Source organism: Chryseobacterium sp. Leaf180 (assembly GCF_001424585.1).
Classification (GTDB): Bacteria; Bacteroidota; Bacteroidia; order Flavobacteriales; family Weeksellaceae; genus Chryseobacterium.
Genome location: NZ_LMPJ01000001.1, coordinates 391,938 through 407,586, shown reverse-complemented (window position 1 = coordinate 407,586; position 15,649 = coordinate 391,938). Strand labels below are relative to the sequence as shown.

The window sequence follows — 15,649 nt, the reverse complement described above, 5'->3', positions numbered from 1 at the left end:
AAGCTGAAATTGTGCTTCTAATCAAAATGAATAAAATGAAAAGTTTAGACATTCAGAAAAACGAATATTTAAAGCAGTTTGAAACCGAAATCTACGGCCGCAATCTTTTCCGTACGAAGGAAGAAGAGCGTCTGGATGCGCCAAATGAAGAGTGTGGGATTTTCGGGATGTATTCGGATAACGATCTTGATACGTTTTCGCTGTCGCAGTTCGGCCTGTTTGCGCTTCAGCACAGAGGTCAGGAAGCGTGCGGAATTTCAGTGCTCAAGAATGGTAAAATTACCAATATGAAGGATGAAGGATTGGTTTTGGATGTCTACAAAGAAATCAACGATCCGGAAACTTTCATGGGTAATTCGGCGATCGGACACACAAGATACACGACTGCAGGAGATAAAAAGAAGTATAATTTTCAGCCGTTTTTCGCAAAAAATGAATACGATCAAATCATTCTTTCCATCGCCCACAACGGAAATCTGACCAACGCCAAAGAACTTAAGAGAGAGCTTGAGGCGGAAGGTGTGGTTTTCCGAGCAACGTCAGACTCTGAGGTGATTTTAAGACTGATTCAGAAAAATCTTGATCTTGGTTTAAGAGGCGCGATCAAAGCGACGATGGAGAAAATCGAAGGTGCATATTCTGTTGTGGGGATGACGAGAAATAAGTTTTTCGCCTTCCGTGATTTTAACGGAATCCGTCCGCTTGTTTTAGGAGCAATTGACGAAAGGTCGTACGTTGTAGCTTCCGAATCTGTAGCTTTAGATGCAGTCGGTGCGCAATATGTACGCGATGTTTTGCCGGGAGAAATCATTTACACCAGTGAAAATGAGCCTGGAAAACTGCAATCTTACATGGCAAATGAACAAAAAGGAAAACAGAGAATCTGTTCTTTTGAATATATTTATTTTGCGCGTCCAGATTCGACTTTAGAAAATATAAATGTTTACGAAATTCGTGAGAAATCTGGTGAAAAAATCTGGGAACAGGCGCCTGTAGATGCAGATATTGTAATTGGTGTTCCGGATTCCGGAGTTCCTGCAGCAATAGGTTTTTCTAAAGCTTCCGGCATTCCTTTCCGTCCGGTTTTAATTAAAAACAGATATATTGGAAGAAGTTTTATCGTTCCTACACAAGAAATGCGTGAGCGCGTTGTCAATTTAAAACTTAACCCGATTATCTCTGAAATTAAAGGAAAAAGAGTCGTGATTATAGATGATTCTATCGTACGTGGAACGACTTCGAAACGTCTGGTGAAAATTTTAAAGGAAGCCGGCGTGAAAGAAATTCATTTCCGTAGTGTATCACCACCGATTATTGCTCCGTGTTATCTGGGAATTGATACGCCTTCAAAAGACGATTTGATTTCTGCCAACATGACGACCGAGCAGTTAAGAGATTATCTAGGTGTAGATTCTCTGGAATTTTTAAGCACTGATAATTTAAAAGAAATTTTAGGCTCTTCCAACCACTGCTTTGGATGTTTTACAGAAGAATATCCTGTAGCAAAAGGAGAAGAAGTCGATTTATTTAATTGATTTTAAATTCTATCAAAATAAAAAAGGTCAGATTCATACGAATCTGACCTTTTTACTGAAATTAAAATGTGTATCTTAGAATTTGTAAGCCAAACCTACCTGGAATACATTGTTTCTGATTGCATCACGGTTTGCCGGTCTGTCTTTAGCTAAATCTGTAACACCAGCTACATATCTTGCAGTTACACCGATGTTATCTGTGAAATAATAACCTGCACCAATACCGATACCGAAGTTAAAAGTATTTAATGAATCTTTGTAGTTATCAGATTCAGTAATTGTGTTGTTGTTTGTTTCGTTTTTAGTTTTGTTTTTAGCGCTTACTAAGAATCCGAATTCAGGACCTGCTTCTAAATAAAAGTTAGGTATAAAGTTGTACTGGAACATTACCGGTACAGCGATATAATCTAGATTTCTTGCGAAAGAATATCTGTTACCCAAAATTACCTGGTCATACTTATCTCCATACTGAGTATATAAAACCTCTGGCTGGATGCTGAAAGATTCTGCTACAGGAATTGTTGCGAATACACCAGCGTTAAAACCGATTTTTGATCCTTGATCTTCCAATCCAGCATCGTTAGTGATTGATGAAACATTCATCCCAGCTTTGATACCAAATCTTACATCAGACATTCCCATTGAAGAGTTTGAAGTCGTTGTCGGAGTTGTCTGTGCAAATGCAATTGCTGAAGACATTACTGCGATTCCTAAAATTAACTTTTTCATAATTCTAAATTTTTAATATTTACTATTCTTGTTTTTAAGTCTATATCCCACGATTTTCATCGGGACGATTTTCCTACGTTCAAATTATTTGCCAAAACCATTTCTGAATCGCTTTTTGGGAGAATATCATGTTTTCAAATTTTACTTAAACGTTCAAATTCTTAAAAATCAACTTATTAATAAATTTAAATTTGTTATGCGGTAAATAATAGAAATTTTTTATTTTTCTAAAAACCGCTGTTTTTGACATATGTTTTTAATGAATCGATGACAGTTTGTGTAGATATTGACTGATCAAACAGGCAAGATCCGATCTCTGAGATAATCGAAAACCGTATTTCACCATCCTCATTTTTCTTGTCATTCCGCATTAATGCCAACAATTCTTCGTCAGAAAAACCGGTCAAATCGAGCATCGGAAAATGCTTCGCGATATTTAAAATGATGTTTTCGCAGGTTTCTTCATCAATTAAATTTTCAGATAGAGAAATGTACGTTTCGCAAATCATTCCAGCAGCGACGGCTTCACCGTGCAGAATTGGGGTTTCTTTAGCTAGAAATAAACTTTCAATCGCGTGACCGACAGTATGCCCGAAATTCAGTGTTTTTCTTAAGTTTTCTTCGTGAAAATCTTTTTCTACGATTTTATGCTTGATCTTTACAGAGTTTTGAATGTGATCTGCAATGCTTTCGGCATCAATTGATTGTAATGAAATAAGATCTTCCCAGTGATTTTTATCGGCGATTAAGCCATGTTTTAGCATTTCGGCAAAACCGCTTTTTAATTCGCGTAAAGGCAAAGTTTCCAAAAATTTTGGATAGATAAAAGTTTGTTCGGCTGCGGTAAAAGTTCCGACCATGTTTTTGTGATGAGCAAGATCAATCCCTGTTTTGCCACCGACAGAAGCATCGCACATTGCCAAAAGAGTAGTGGGAACATTGATGAAGCGAATTCCACGCTTGAAAGTCGATGCAACAAATCCGCCTAAATCTGAAATCACACCGCCACCGAGATTCATCATTAAAGCTTTTCGGTCGGCCTGCATTTCGGTGAGGATTTCCCAAAGCTGAACGGCGGTTTCAATATTTTTCATTTCTTCCCCGGCTTCAATTTCAATTATCTCAAACTGAAAATCACCGGAAATATTTCCCAGCAAAGTCGGGAGGCAATATTCATGGGTGTTTTCGTCGACAAGAATGTATATTTTGCTGAAAACAGTATTGCTTAAATAGTCATTAAGCTGACTGAAATCCTGATCCAAAAAACTAATCATATATATAAGGTATAATGTTGCGGGCTTCAGAGAATGACAAAGTTATGATTCTAAATGTTTATCTTCTGGGTAAATCACTATCTTTGCAAAAATATTTAGCATGAGCAGTAGAGATCGAAACAATTCAGAAAGGCCAAAAAGAACCGGAGCTTCGTCGAGAAACTCAGGAAGTTCTCGTACGCCAAGATCGGGAAACTCATCAGATTCTAAACCTTTTAAAAAGCCATTCTCAAAAGACAGCAGCTCGCGACCTTTCAAAAAATCAGAATTCAGGCCTTACGGAAATGATTCTGGTGAACAAAAAGAAGGTGCAAATGAGGGCGAGAAAAAATCTTACGTAACCAACCCAAGCGAGGAAAGAAAATCTCAGGGCCGCGGAACTGGCGGCAACAAACGTGGTGGAAACAACGCCGGGAAATCTTTCGATGTACGAAATAAATATGAGCGCGGAAGCTTGAAATACGGAAGAAAACCCGGCGCTGAAGGTGACCGAGATGATGACCGTGCACGTTCTTTCGTTCAAAAAAGGAGGTTAAAGAAAGTCGAAAAAGACATTCATAAAGACACAATCCGTCTTAATAAATATATTGCGAACTCAGGGATTTGCAGCAGGCGAGAAGCTGACGATTTGATTACGCAGGGACTCGTTGAAGTAAACGGAAAGGTGGTAAACGAAATGGGTTACCAGGTTCAGAAAAGTGATAAAGTTGTTTTCGACGGACAAAACATCACTCCGGAAAAACCTGTGTATATTCTTTTAAATAAGCCGAAAGGTTATATTTCAACCACAAAAGATGATAAAGCAAGAAAAACTGTAATGGATTTGGTTGCGAATGCGTCGCCTTACCGCGTTTTTCCTGTTGGAAGATTAGACCGATCAACAACTGGTGTAATTTTGCTTACAAATGACGGTCACATGACAAAAAAACTGACGCATCCTTCATTTGATGCCAAGAAGATTTATCATGTTACTTTAGATAAAAAACTGACAAACGAAGACATGAAACTGATCGTTGAGGGCATTCGTCTGGAAGAAGGTGTTGCCACGGTTGATCAGATTTCTTTCATCGAGGGAAAACCGAAAAATGAAATCGGAATTGAAATTCACATTGGCTGGAACCGTGTTATCAGACGTATTTTCCAAAGATTGGGTTATGAAGTGGAAGCTTTAGACCGTGTAATGTTTGCCGGGATGACCAAGAAAAACATCAAGCGTGGACACTGGAGAATTCTCACAGAACTTGAAGTGAATAACTTAAAAATGCTTTAAAATAAAAGAGACGCACATAAAGCGTCTCTTTTATTTATGCTAAAACGGTTACCCCTTTTTCAATCATGTCGTAAATCGCATTTTTCCCGTTCTCGGGTTTCGCATTTACCGCACGCGTTCCGTTGAAATGCAGGCAGGTAATATATCCGTTTGAAACGGCATCCTGACAGGTAAATTTTACACAGTAATCGGTAGCAAGACCAACAATCTCTAGTAACTGAATCTCGTGAAACTTTAAAAAATCATCGAGTCCGGTTTTCATAAAATGATTATTATCCTGAAATGCGCTGTAACTGTCGACCACTTCATTTTTACCTTTTTGGATAATGTGCGTCACTTTTGAGCGGTCAAGATCTGGATGGAATTCTGCACCCTTAGTTCCCTGAATACAATGATCCGGCCACATAAACTGCGGAATTTCATTCAAAATAATCGTTTCACCGACCTGTCTGCCATTATTGCTTGCAAAACTTTTATGGTGTGCCGGATGCCAATCTTGTGTCAGAACGATCTGATCGTACTGATTTTCTTTTGTCAGAAGATTGATATAGGGAATGATTTCGTTGGCTCCAGGCACAGCCAATGCGCCGCCTTCGCAAAAATCATTTTGAACATCGACTATTATTAATGCTTTTTTCATAAGTTATTCGTTCTAATTTTCGATAAATTTACCAAAACCAAAAGTCAAAAATTCATCCAAACAAAAAATATCTGACATATAGACACATGAAAGAATTTGAATATATAACCGGAGTATTTGATCTCAGGAAAAAGAAACTGATTATCACAGACGGTGAAATTCTGATGAAAGTAGGTAAAAACAATATTCAGACTATTAAAAAAGATGATCTGGAAAGTGTAAGATATGGAGTCGAATTTATAAAAGGTCTTGAATTATATATCGGCAGGGAATATCTTTTTTACTTTAAACCGAAACAGGGTAAACAAATTAAAGTTAATTTCAAATCTTTCTACCGCTATAAATTGAAGGAGAAACATCAGCTTTATAATGATATTATCAACACCCTTTGGGATGTTCATTTATACAATCTTACCGATGCTATTATAAATAAAGTTCTTAGTGGAGAAGTTGTTACGATTTCAGGGGTTTCTATCTCTATGTCCGGAATTTCTATCGGAAAGGAAATTATCAATTATAAAGATCTTCAGATAAAATACTTTTACGATTATCTTGCAGTTTCTTCAGTGTCAAAACCAGATATTTGCAGGCTTATGTACTTTTCAAAAGATGAAAATGCAGTTGTTGCTGGTGATATCCTGAGTTACTTAATTAAAAAATCAAATGAAGAAAAGTCTGCACAATGATGGTGACGTTAAAGAAATTTTAGACAGAATTAATTTTTTATCTATAAACCATAAATCAAAATGGGGAAGAATGAACGTCGCGCAGATGCTGGAACACTGCAGTTTGATTCTGAAAATTGCGACGGGCGAAATCTGTATAAAAAGTTCCAATTTTGTGATTTGCACGCTCGGTGCTGCTGCAAAATACGAAATGCAGATTTTCAACAGCGGAATTCCACACAATATGCCTACTTTTAAAAAACTTATCGTTAATTTTGATTGTGATTTTGAAAGTTCAAAACAACATTTAATACAGTCGATTAAGGATTATTTAGAAATTTTCAAATCGCAGAAACTTCCGCACAGTCATCCGCTTTTCGGAAAAATGACGGTAGAGAGTTGGGGATTTTTTGAATATAAACATCTTGATCATCACCTAAAACAGTTTAATATATGAGCATTTTTGATAAAATATTTGGCGGAAAAGAAGAGGAGATTCAGACAAAATCTTTCTGGAATAAAATAAATACAGAAGAAGATCTGCAGCAGGCAATCGCCGAATCCAAGAATCAGAAAGTGGCAATTTTCAAACATTCTACAAGCTGTTTTATCAGTAAAACAGTTTTAAGGAATTTTGAAAAAGAAATTGAAAACGCTGATAAAGTGGATGCGAAACTTTATTTTCTTGATCTTCTCGCTCACCGTTCAATTTCAAATAAAATCGCAGAGATTCTTGGCGTACGTCATGAAAGTCCACAGCTTATTGTGCTGGACAACGGCGATGTGAAAGATCATGCTTCGCATCAGGCAATCAGTTTAAATCTTATTTAAAAAATGAGTTTTCTGAATTTTTATCTTTCGAAAATCCTGGAAATTCCGGAAGACCGTCTCAATCTCTGCGGCGTGCAGTACGAAACGCGCGATATTTCAAAACATGATTTTCTTTTGCAGGCCGGGGAAGTCTGCAAATATACTTTCTATGTGCAGAAAGGTTTACTGAGAATGTATTCGATCGATAAAAACGGAAAAGAGCACATCATTCAGTTTGCGCCTGAAAACTGGCTGATTTCTGACCGAAGCAGTCTTCATTTTCACGAAAAATCGGTGTATTATATTGAAGCTGTGGAAGACTCTGAAATTCTTTTTTTACCTGAAGATTTTTTCAATAAACTGCTGAATGAATTTCCAAACAGCATTGAAAAAAATAATCTTATTTTGCAGAAACATGTAAAAAGCCTGCAGGACAGAATCAATTCTTTACTCGGAGAAACCGCGGAAGAGCGCTATTTAAAGTTTATAAAAATGTATCCTGATCTCATGATGCGAGTTCCACAGTGGATGATTGCATCATATTTGGGCATAACTCCGGAAAGTCTAAGCAGAGTGCGTAAAGAACTTGCGAAGAAAAAGTTTATTGCAGATTAAATAAAAAACACTGAATTCAGAAATTCAGTGTTGCAATGATTTTGTTTAAATATTCCTGTTCTTTTATAACTTTAATGTAAGAGTTTTTTGCATTTTCAAAATGCATTTCTGTACTTCGCAAATTTTCATTAAAGATATTTGCTGTTGAAGAATAGGGAATATTCGAAATGTATTCAGTAATAAAAGAATCAATTATCTTTCTTCTGATTTCGCAAACGGTACTTATTTTCAAACGTTGCAGAGAATTCAGAATAAAAGATTTCTCCTCTTTAAAACTGATAATCTGATCTTCCGATACTGAGCTTTGATTGATTACAAAACTTTCCTGAAACGTTACATTGTTGTCATCTTCATTCATCTCGCTTTCAGTTTTACAGTTAGATCAGATTATCATTCTTTTTTACACTTGCGCCAATCCTTCTACACCGTCAGAATTATCTGTTTTCTTTCCGGTAACGGCTGCCGCAACAAAGCTTAAAAGCGTAACTAATTTACCGGCTTTTGTATCCCAGTAATACGTTTCTCTCGGCTCTACACGAATAATAGACACTTTAGGATCGTCTTTTCCGTCGAACCAGGCGTTCGCCATCGGAGACCACTTTTCTTCAATGGTTGAGCGGTCTTTGTAGATCGTCGCTTCACCATAGATTGAAAGATATTGGGACTTTCCATTGTTCATGAAAAAAAGCTGAACTCTTTTATCTTCTTTTATTTCAAAATTCTTATTACTTGCTTCACTGCTTATGAACCAAAGATTTCCCTGCTCATCGGTTTCCTGAAGACTCATAGGTCTTGCATTGATTGGAAGACTGTCCAATTCTGTACAGAACATACAGATTCTGGCATCTTCAGACAGTTCTTTAATTTTTTTCACAGCGTCCTGTTGTGATAAATTTTCTGTTGACATAATAATATATTGTTTGGATTTATTTTTTTGATCGAAGACTTTAGTTTAAATCTTAAAAATTTAACTTCAAAAATCTCACCAAAAAATCAACAATTCAAAACAATATGATAAATATTTTTTGTTTTAACCTGATAATCTGGGATATGGCATGAATAGTGATCGTTACAAAATTATAAGCAACAGTCATGTTGCGTAAACTTTACACCACAAGTCACATGGAATTTCAAAAAAAACTTTTAGACTTTATAAGTCAAACGATGATCACCTCAAAGGAAACAATTTCTGTAGCCGAAAGTGTAACATCAGGTTTGCTGCAGCTTGCTTTCTCTCAAATGCCGAATGCTTCTTCATTTTACAGTGGCGGACTGACTGCCTTTACGCTTGAGCAGAAAGTAAATCTTTTAAAAGTAAATGAAAATGCGGCAAAGAAATCAAACTGTGTAAGCGAAGATATTTCCGGTGAAATGGCTTTGAACGTCGCAAAAATTTTTAAAACCGATTGGTCAGTTGCCGTTACGGGTTATTGCTCTCCAGTAAAAGAGTCGATTGACAAAATTTTTTCTTACTTTTCTTTTTCCTACAAAGGTGAAGTGATTTTATCTAAAAAACTCGAACTGCATCCGCGTACGGAATCACTCGATGCGCAAATGTATTTCAGCGAATTCATTTTAGGATGTTTAAAAAGTGAAATGAGAAGAGCAATAATTTTAAGATAACTCTACTATTGTTTAAAAATTAATGACTGGCTTTTGCCGGTCATTTTTTTTGCAAATAATTTTAAACGTGAAGGTTACGATTCTTTTATGTTCATAAAAAGGGGGACTAAAAGGAAAAAATATAATAAAAATTAAAACCTGTGACTACGATCATAAATTTCACTGATTTAAAAATACTATTTTTGAGATGTTAAGCAATATAACTATAGATGTTGTGGTGGAAAATTGATTTAGTAGAAATAAAATATAATATATTTGTTACGAATTTTTAATTTTTAGTCTTATAATTTTAGTGAATATTGTGCAATTCTGATTTTATATTAAACCTTACAAAATAAAACTAAAATGAAGTACAATACTGCTGAATACAGCCAAAACCTCACCGGAGACGAGGAAGAAGTGATGAGGCTTGCCCGCGAAAATTCTCCGCGTTTGCTAAGCAAATTCAAATCGACTTATCCTGAGTTTTTCAAGAAACTGGATACCATCTATCCTGGTCTTCAAAATTCTGAGTTAACTTTCTGTATCTATTTACGTTTGGGAATGTCTACAAAAGAGATCGCAACATGCACTTTTGTTACTCCTAAAGCGATTCAGAACAGAAAAAACAGAATCAGAAAGAAACTGAATATTCCTTCCCGTGGCGACATTTATCAGTGGTTCAGAGAAGTGAATCAAATCTCATGAATCTCTGACGGAGTAAACACGTAATAGCGGCCTTTCTTTGGAATACTTCGCGTGTCTAAACCAGTGAATTCACTGAAAGCGGGCAGAAGCAGCTGCTTTTCTGTGTGCACAAAACAAGGAAGCTTAATCCGCGAAACCGCAGTGCGAAGCATATAACCTGGATGAATATGTCCCGTTATCTGAAAAATTTCCTTTGATTTATCAAAATCATGTACAAACAGGATTTTATTAATTTCTAGCTTATCACACCGTATATCCAGACACAATTTGTCTTCAAGTTTTTTGGATATACGGTCGTGATTACCTTCTACAAGACAAAACTGAATATCGGAAAATTCTTTTTTCCAGGAACAGAATTCGTCTACTTCAGAATTGGATCCTGCATGAAGCAGATCGCCGACAATAACAAATTTTTCCGGTTTAAATATCTGAATAAGATTTGCCAATCTGTCAAGATCCGCAGACATCATATGACTTGCGATTGCAATACCGTTTTTCCTGAAATGCGCCGCTTTTCCGATGTGTAAATCTGAAAAAATCAGCGTTTTTTCGCTTTTCCAAAATGCCGCCCGCTGATTGGTCAGTTCAAATTCTTCTCCTCCCGCATGAATGATTTTACTCGCTATCTGCACTTATTAATTCTCATTTTTACATTAAACTTCATCGACAATATTTCTCCCGGATTGTTGCAGAAGTCTTTTGATTCTTGCGTCCAAACCTTCACTGGAGAGCGTTTGCCGTAAACTGTCAATTTTTATCGGGAAACTAAGTGGTGTAAAATGCTTGGCTTCCTTCAAAATAATTTTAGATTTTTCAATTCTTTTAAAAGCCTGTACCAGACGCTGCTCCTGAAGCTGCATATTAAAAACTTCAGTATAAGCCTGTCTCACAAGAAAATGGTTGGGATCGTGATCCTCCAAAACCTTAAAAATCAATCCTGCCGAGCTCTGAAGCGATTTATTGGTTCGCTGTCTACCCGGCATATTCTGAATCACCATTCCGGAAATTACTGCAATATCGCGAAACTTTCTGCTTGCCATTTCTGCTGAATTAATGCTGGAAATAACATCACTCATCAGATTTTCACGCGAAAGAATTTTTTCTAAATTATCTGCAGACAAAGGTATGGCTTTGTCGCTGAATAATTCAAAACCATAATCATTCATCGCCATTGAAAATGAGATTGGCGCCAGTTTAGAAATCCGATAAGCGATAAGCGCTGCCATTACCTCGTGAACCAATCTACCTTCAAACGGATACATGAATACGTGAAAACCTTCGCGGTTTTTTATCATTTCAACCAAAAATTCATCAGCGCTTGGAATGTGCGACCGCGCTTCCTGATTAACCAGAAGCGGATGCAAAAAAGTCAATTCTTTTTCAGTAGATTTTGGATTGAGCGCACCGGAGAGTTTTTCGCGCAAGAACTGACCGAGATTTGAACTCAGAGGCAACCTTCCGCCGAGATAACTTGGTGCATATGCTTTCCCTTTAGACATGCGTACAAAAACCGTCATATCTTTCACCATCGCAACTTCCAAAACGCGGCCGGCAAGAATAAATTTATCGTCTTTTTTTAGTTTTGAAATAAAATATTCTTCCACCATTCCGATATATCCGCCGGAAATAAATTTCACTTTTAGCATCGCATCACTTACTATAGCACCCATATTCATCCGGTGAAGCATGGCGATTTTTCTGGAAGTTACTTTATGCAAACCATCTTCCATCACAACGACTTTGTGATATTCTTCGTAGCTTTTCAGCGCGCTGCCGCCAATGGTGAGAAATTCGATAATGCTTTTCCATTCTTGCGCAGTCATTTCCTGGAAAGAATATACTTTTTTTACGCGTTCGTAAACTTCATTCGGAAAAAAGCCGTCGCCGACTGCTAAAGTCATAACAAACTGTACAAGAACGTCGAAACATAAAACCTGGGGTTCACGTGGTTCGTTGACTTTTTGTTTTACGGCTTCTTTTAAAGCGGCAACTTCGATTAACTCTAATGAATGTGTGGGAACGCAGTAGATTTTGGAAGTTTCAAAAGGAGAGTGGCCACTTCTTCCGGCACGCTGCAGAAAACGTGCGACTCCTTTCGCAGAACCGATTTGAATCACTGTATCAACAGGTTTAAAATCGATTCCGAGATCAAGCGATGAAGTAGAAACGACCGCTTTCAGTTTACCTGAACTTAAATTTTCTTCAATCCAGATTCTTAAATGTGCATCGATCGAACTGTGGTGAATTGCAATTTGTCCGGCAAAATCAGGATAAGCATTCAGTAAAAGTTGATACCACATTTCGCTTTGGCTACGTGTGTTTGTAAAAACGATTGTCGATTTTGATTCTAAAATAATCGGAACGACTTTATCGGCTAATTTCTGTCCGAGATGTCCAGCCCACGGAAGAATTTCCACTTCATCGGGAAAAACGGAGAGAATCTCAATTTTTTTCTGCTCTTTCGCCGTTATTTTTGTTTTCTTTTCATCATAAGGAATTAAAACATCCATCGCTTCCTCCAGATTTCCAATGGTGGCAGAAATTCCCCAGATGCGCATTTTCGGAATATAAAATTTCAACTGAGAAATGCACAGTTCGACAATAACACCACGTTTAGAACCGAGAAGTTCGTGCCATTCATCTACTGCGATGCATTTTAAACCTGTAAAAAACCGCTGATTGTTTTTCTGCGCCAATAAAAGCTGAAGACTTTCTGGGGTTACGACCAAAATTTCAGGCATATTTTTCACCTGCTTTAATCTTTCTTTCGGATCAGTATCACCATTTCTTACGCCAACTGCCCAATCGAGACCAATCTCATCAATCGCTTCCTGCATTGCTTTTGCAATGTCTTTTGCCAGGGATCGGAGAGGTGTGATCCAGATCATTTTCAGACCTTTTTTATACTGCTCGGGATGTGTAAGAAAATCAGAAATAAGAGCTAAAAAAACTGAAAAAGTTTTCCCAAAACCAGTTGGCGCCACGACCATACCGCTATATCCGTTTCCAAACTTCTGCCAAGTATCGACCTGAAATTTAAACGGAGTATTTCCTTTTTCCTTCATCCAGTTTTGAATGATTTTATAGCCTTCGGTATGTTCGTAGTTGCTCAAATTTAGTTTTTATTGGAAATTCAGATGAGATTTAAAATTTACTGTATCAGCTTTTTAATTTCTTCAATATCATCAATATCATTCACTGTCTTGTCTTTACGCCATCTCAAAATCCTGGGAAAACGCAATGCCACACCGCTTTTATGACGGTTGCTGAAACCGATTCCTTCAAATGCAATTTCAAAAACCAGTTCAGGTTTTACCGTTCTTACCGGACCAAATTTTTCAAGCGCATTTTTGTTGACAAACTTGCTGACTTCCATGATTTCTTTATCGGTAAGACCTGAATACGCTTTGGCAATTGTAACCAGTTTATCGCCACTTTTCACGGCAAAACTATAATCTGTATAATACGCACTTCGTCTGCCACTGCCTTTTTGAGCATAAATGAGAACGGCATCGATCGTCAGCGGATTGATTTTCCATTTCCACCAATCGCCTTTTTTTCTTCCCGAATGATAATGTGAGTTTTTACTTTTCAGCATCAAACCTTCACTGTTGATTTCGCGTGAATTTTCTCTTATTAAATCAAGATTTTTCCATTCATCAAACTCGATGATTTGGGAGAGATGTATTTTTTCTGATGGATTATTGAGCAAAAGTTCTTCAAGCATCGCACGTCGCGCAGACATAGGTTTTTCACGGAGATCGTTTCCTTCAAGCTCCAGAAGATCATAAGCAAAAAGCTCGATCGGAATTTCGCCGAGCATTTTCTTCGTTAAAGTTTTACGGTTTAGACGCTTCTGGAGTTCATTAAAGTTTAAAACATTACCTTCATGAACCGCCAGAATTTCACCGTCAATCACAAAATTTCCAGTCATTTTCTGTACATCTTCCAGTATTTCCGGGAACTGTTCTGTAATAAGTTCTTCACCGCGGGACCAGATAAAAACCTCGTCGTTTCTCCGGATTACCTGACCACGAATGCCGTCCCATTTGTACTCAATCTGCCAAGAATCAGGCTCTCCAAGTTCTTCAAGATCTTTTTCCAGCGGATAGGCGAGGCAAAAAGGGTAGGGTCGCGAATTGTCTGTATTAACTTTTTCAGCAGAAATAAGTTCCTGGAAAGTCACTTCAGAAGGCAGCCACTTTCCCATCATGCTGTGCATCAGCGAACTCGCCTCATGCCCGGAAAATTTAACCAAAGCATTAATCAGCGTTTTTGAAGAAACACCGATTCTGAAACTTCCGCCAAGTAATTTATTGAAAATTAACCGTTCGGTATAATCCAAACCATCCCAAGAATCCAAAACAAAATCTTTTTTTTCTTGGTCAGATTTTATTTTAAGATTGATGATTTCATTCATCCATTCTGAAAGCGATTTTTCGATCTTGTGGGTTGGTGCAGGAAGAATCAGCGATAAAGTTTCGCCTAAATCTCCCACCGCGGAATAACTTTCCTGAAAAAGCCAAAACGGGATATCCACAATTTCTAGTGCCCATTCTTTAATATAATTTGAATTGATGTTGCGTTTCGGTCTCTTGCCCGTAAATAAAGCAATAAACCAGACTTTATCTTCATCCGGTGCGCGTTCAAGATAATCGATAATGGCATCAATCCTCGCATTTGTCTTGTTGGTGCTTTCTACGGCGTTGATCAGCTCGGCAAAATGTCTCATTCTTCAGTAGTTTTCGCGGTTTCTTTTTCAGTTTCCTCTTCATCACCAAACTGCGTTTCGACAACGTCTGCTTTAATCCCGATTTCATTTAAATATTTTGAAAAAACTTCGGTCTGACCGTGCGTTACATGAACGAGTTCAGCTTCTGTCGCTTTTATGGCCTTTAAAAGCCCATTCCAGTCAGCGTGGTCGCTCATCGGAAAACCTGCATCCGCACTTCGCCAACGCCGCGCACCGCGCACCTGCATCCAACCAGAGCAAATCGCAGTTGCTGCATTTGGAATTTTTTTTATAACATTTGAATCTAAAAGCGCCGGCGGAACGATGACAATTTCGCCCTGCGTATGTTTGATGCTTTCCCGAAAATCCGGCATTTCGTAATCGGGAAGTTTAATGCCTACTTCTTCAAAAGCTTTATTAAGTTTTCCGATCGAGTAGTGAACATGAATTTTAGAAATGCCTTCGACTGCTTTCATCACACGCTGCGCCTTCCCTAAAGAATAGCCAATAAATACTGAGGTTTTTCCGTTTTCAATATTTTTCAGAACCCAGTTCTGCATTCTTTTATTGAGATCTTCGACCTCGAGCCAGTTGTAAATAGGCAGTCCGAACGTACTTTCGGTAACAAACTCATTACATTTTACCACTTCAAAAGGCGTACTTAATCCATCATACTGCACTTTATAATCTCCGGAAATTACACTTACATAACCTCTATATTCCAATCTGATCTGCGCAGAACCAATAATATGACCCGCAGGATGCATCGATAATTTTACGCCGTTGATGTCTAAAACTTCACCATATTGTAGAGTCTGACACTCAATATCGGGCGAAATTCTTTGGTGCAGTATCGGTTTTGTGAAATGATGACAGAGGTATTTTTTCATTCCCCACCGCGCGTGATCGGCATGACCATGCGTAATGACGGCGAGATCGACAGGCCGCCACGGATCAATGTAAAATTTTCCCTGCGGACAGTAAATTCCCTTATTAGTAAATGTAATTAGTTTCAATAGCTGTGGTTTGGACGTTTTAGCATTCAAAAATCCAACCAAATAAACTTTGA

At 37.7% G+C, this 15,649-nt stretch carries 17 protein-coding genes; 8 read left to right on the top strand and 9 right to left on the bottom strand.

The window, feature by feature from the left end:
* Window positions 1–35 precede the first annotated feature (35 nt).
* Window positions 36–1,535, top strand: coding sequence for an amidophosphoribosyltransferase (gene purF, locus ASG01_RS01810; protein ID WP_055862044.1), 1,500 nt, complete (start codon window positions 36–38; stop codon window positions 1,533–1,535).
* A gap of 75 nt (window positions 1,536–1,610) precedes the next feature.
* Here the strand turns inward: purF and ASG01_RS01805 are convergent, their stop codons facing one another.
* Both ASG01_RS01805 and aroB read right to left on the bottom strand, forming a co-directional pair.
* Window positions 1,611–2,264 carry a porin family protein gene (locus ASG01_RS01805; protein WP_055859069.1) on the bottom strand — a complete coding sequence of 218 codons (654 nt, stop codon included), beginning with the start codon at window positions 2,262–2,264 and terminating at the stop codon, window positions 1,611–1,613.
* Window positions 2,265–2,491: 227 nt separating this feature from the next.
* On the bottom strand, window positions 2,492–3,538 hold the full coding sequence (aroB, locus tag ASG01_RS01800) for a 3-dehydroquinate synthase (protein WP_055859066.1): 1,047 nt from the start codon (window positions 3,536–3,538) through the stop codon (window positions 2,492–2,494).
* 100 nt (window positions 3,539–3,638) lie between these two features.
* Here aroB and ASG01_RS01795 point away from each other — a divergent pair, with 100 nt between their 5' ends.
* A complete protein-coding gene (locus ASG01_RS01795; protein WP_055859064.1) occupies window positions 3,639–4,808 on the top strand; it encodes a pseudouridine synthase in 1,170 nt (389 codons plus the stop codon).
* A 34-nt stretch (window positions 4,809–4,842) separates the two neighbouring features.
* Here the strand turns inward: ASG01_RS01795 and pncA are convergent, their stop codons facing one another.
* On the bottom strand, window positions 4,843–5,448 hold the full coding sequence (gene pncA, locus ASG01_RS01790; protein ID WP_055859061.1) for a bifunctional nicotinamidase/pyrazinamidase: 606 nt from the start codon (window positions 5,446–5,448) through the stop codon (window positions 4,843–4,845).
* Window positions 5,449–5,534: 86 nt separating this feature from the next.
* Between pncA and ASG01_RS01785 the strand changes: the two genes are divergently transcribed.
* The 4 genes from ASG01_RS01785 to ASG01_RS01770 are packed head-to-tail and all read left to right on the top strand — an operon-like array spanning window position 5,535 to window position 7,538.
* A complete protein-coding gene (locus ASG01_RS01785; RefSeq protein ID WP_055859058.1) occupies window positions 5,535–6,134 on the top strand; it encodes a hypothetical protein in 600 nt (199 codons plus the stop codon).
* Entirely contained in the window at window positions 6,112–6,570 is a 459-nt protein-coding gene (locus ASG01_RS01780) for a DUF1569 domain-containing protein (RefSeq protein ID WP_082498274.1), read from the top strand. The genes ASG01_RS01785 and ASG01_RS01780 overlap by 23 nt, the downstream gene beginning before the upstream one ends.
* Complete coding sequence (gene ytxJ / locus ASG01_RS01775) at window positions 6,567–6,944, top strand: bacillithiol system redox-active protein YtxJ (RefSeq protein ID WP_055859055.1); 378 nt, start codon at window positions 6,567–6,569, stop codon at window positions 6,942–6,944. Before ASG01_RS01780 ends, ytxJ begins: the two co-directional genes overlap by 4 nt.
* A 3-nt stretch (window positions 6,945–6,947) precedes the next feature.
* Complete coding sequence (locus tag ASG01_RS01770; RefSeq protein WP_055859052.1) at window positions 6,948–7,538, top strand: Crp/Fnr family transcriptional regulator; 591 nt, start codon at window positions 6,948–6,950, stop codon at window positions 7,536–7,538.
* Window positions 7,539–7,554: 16 nt separating this feature from the next.
* Here ASG01_RS01770 and ASG01_RS01765 read toward each other — a convergent pair whose 3' ends face one another.
* Together ASG01_RS01765 and ASG01_RS01760 are read right to left on the bottom strand one after the other, a co-directional pair.
* Entirely contained in the window at window positions 7,555–7,896 is a 342-nt protein-coding gene (locus tag ASG01_RS01765) for a hypothetical protein (RefSeq protein ID WP_055859049.1), read from the bottom strand.
* 42 nt (window positions 7,897–7,938) lie between these two features.
* Complete coding sequence (locus tag ASG01_RS01760) at window positions 7,939–8,445, bottom strand: pyridoxamine 5'-phosphate oxidase family protein (protein ID WP_055859048.1); 507 nt, start codon at window positions 8,443–8,445, stop codon at window positions 7,939–7,941.
* A 215-nt stretch (window positions 8,446–8,660) separates the two neighbouring features.
* On the opposite strand from ASG01_RS01760, the gene ASG01_RS01755 reads away from it, so the two are divergent.
* Together ASG01_RS01755 and ASG01_RS01750 are read left to right on the top strand one after the other, a co-directional pair.
* Entirely contained in the window at window positions 8,661–9,161 is a 501-nt protein-coding gene (locus ASG01_RS01755) for a CinA family protein (RefSeq protein WP_055859045.1), read from the top strand.
* Between the two features lie 345 nt (window positions 9,162–9,506).
* Window positions 9,507–9,848 carry a helix-turn-helix transcriptional regulator gene (locus tag ASG01_RS01750; RefSeq protein ID WP_055859041.1) on the top strand — a complete coding sequence of 114 codons (342 nt, stop codon included), beginning with the start codon at window positions 9,507–9,509 and terminating at the stop codon, window positions 9,846–9,848.
* Here ASG01_RS01750 and pdeM read toward each other — a convergent pair.
* The 4 genes from pdeM to ASG01_RS01730 form a co-directional block, all read right to left on the bottom strand.
* Entirely contained in the window at window positions 9,836–10,480 is a 645-nt protein-coding gene (gene pdeM, locus ASG01_RS01745) for a ligase-associated DNA damage response endonuclease PdeM (RefSeq protein ID WP_055859038.1), read from the bottom strand. The genes ASG01_RS01750 and pdeM overlap by 13 nt on opposite strands.
* Window positions 10,481–10,501: 21 nt before the next feature.
* Window positions 10,502–12,913, bottom strand: coding sequence for a ligase-associated DNA damage response DEXH box helicase (locus tag ASG01_RS01740; RefSeq protein WP_055862038.1), 2,412 nt, complete (start codon window positions 12,911–12,913; stop codon window positions 10,502–10,504).
* 86 nt (window positions 12,914–12,999) lie between these two features.
* Entirely contained in the window at window positions 13,000–14,580 is a 1,581-nt protein-coding gene (locus tag ASG01_RS01735; protein WP_055859035.1) for an ATP-dependent DNA ligase, read from the bottom strand.
* Window positions 14,577–15,596 carry a ligase-associated DNA damage response exonuclease gene (locus ASG01_RS01730; protein WP_055859032.1) on the bottom strand — a complete coding sequence of 340 codons (1,020 nt, stop codon included), beginning with the start codon at window positions 15,594–15,596 and terminating at the stop codon, window positions 14,577–14,579. The genes ASG01_RS01735 and ASG01_RS01730 overlap by 4 nt, the downstream gene beginning before the upstream one ends.
* Between the last annotated feature and the right edge of the window lie 53 nt (window positions 15,597–15,649).

Coding starts and splice junctions, on each gene's coding strand:
- ASG01_RS01755 (WP_055859045.1), top strand. CDS start 8,661: ATGGAATTTCAAAAAAAACTTTTAGACTTTATAAGTCAAACGATGATC.
- purF (WP_055862044.1), top strand. CDS start 36: ATGAAAAGTTTAGACATTCAGAAAAACGAATATTTAAAGCAGTTTGAA.
- ASG01_RS01750 (WP_055859041.1), top strand. CDS start 9,507: ATGAAGTACAATACTGCTGAATACAGCCAAAACCTCACCGGAGACGAG.
- pncA (WP_055859061.1), bottom strand. CDS start 5,448: ATGAAAAAAGCATTAATAATAGTCGATGTTCAAAATGATTTTTGCGAA.
- ASG01_RS01805 (WP_055859069.1), bottom strand. CDS start 2,264: ATGAAAAAGTTAATTTTAGGAATCGCAGTAATGTCTTCAGCAATTGCA.
- aroB (WP_055859066.1), bottom strand. CDS start 3,538: ATGATTAGTTTTTTGGATCAGGATTTCAGTCAGCTTAATGACTATTTA.
- ASG01_RS01765 (WP_055859049.1), bottom strand. CDS start 7,896: ATGAATGAAGATGACAACAATGTAACGTTTCAGGAAAGTTTTGTAATC.
- ASG01_RS01795 (WP_055859064.1), top strand. CDS start 3,639: ATGAGCAGTAGAGATCGAAACAATTCAGAAAGGCCAAAAAGAACCGGA.
- ASG01_RS01760 (WP_055859048.1), bottom strand. CDS start 8,445: ATGTCAACAGAAAATTTATCACAACAGGACGCTGTGAAAAAAATTAAA.
- ASG01_RS01740 (WP_055862038.1), bottom strand. CDS start 12,913: ATGAAGGAAAAAGGAAATACTCCGTTTAAATTTCAGGTCGATACTTGG.
- ASG01_RS01785 (WP_055859058.1), top strand. CDS start 5,535: ATGAAAGAATTTGAATATATAACCGGAGTATTTGATCTCAGGAAAAAG.
- ASG01_RS01735 (WP_055859035.1), bottom strand. CDS start 14,580: ATGAGACATTTTGCCGAGCTGATCAACGCCGTAGAAAGCACCAACAAG.
- ASG01_RS01770 (WP_055859052.1), top strand. CDS start 6,948: ATGAGTTTTCTGAATTTTTATCTTTCGAAAATCCTGGAAATTCCGGAA.
- ASG01_RS01780 (WP_082498274.1), top strand. CDS start 6,112: ATGAAGAAAAGTCTGCACAATGATGGTGACGTTAAAGAAATTTTAGAC.
- ytxJ (WP_055859055.1), top strand. CDS start 6,567: ATGAGCATTTTTGATAAAATATTTGGCGGAAAAGAAGAGGAGATTCAG.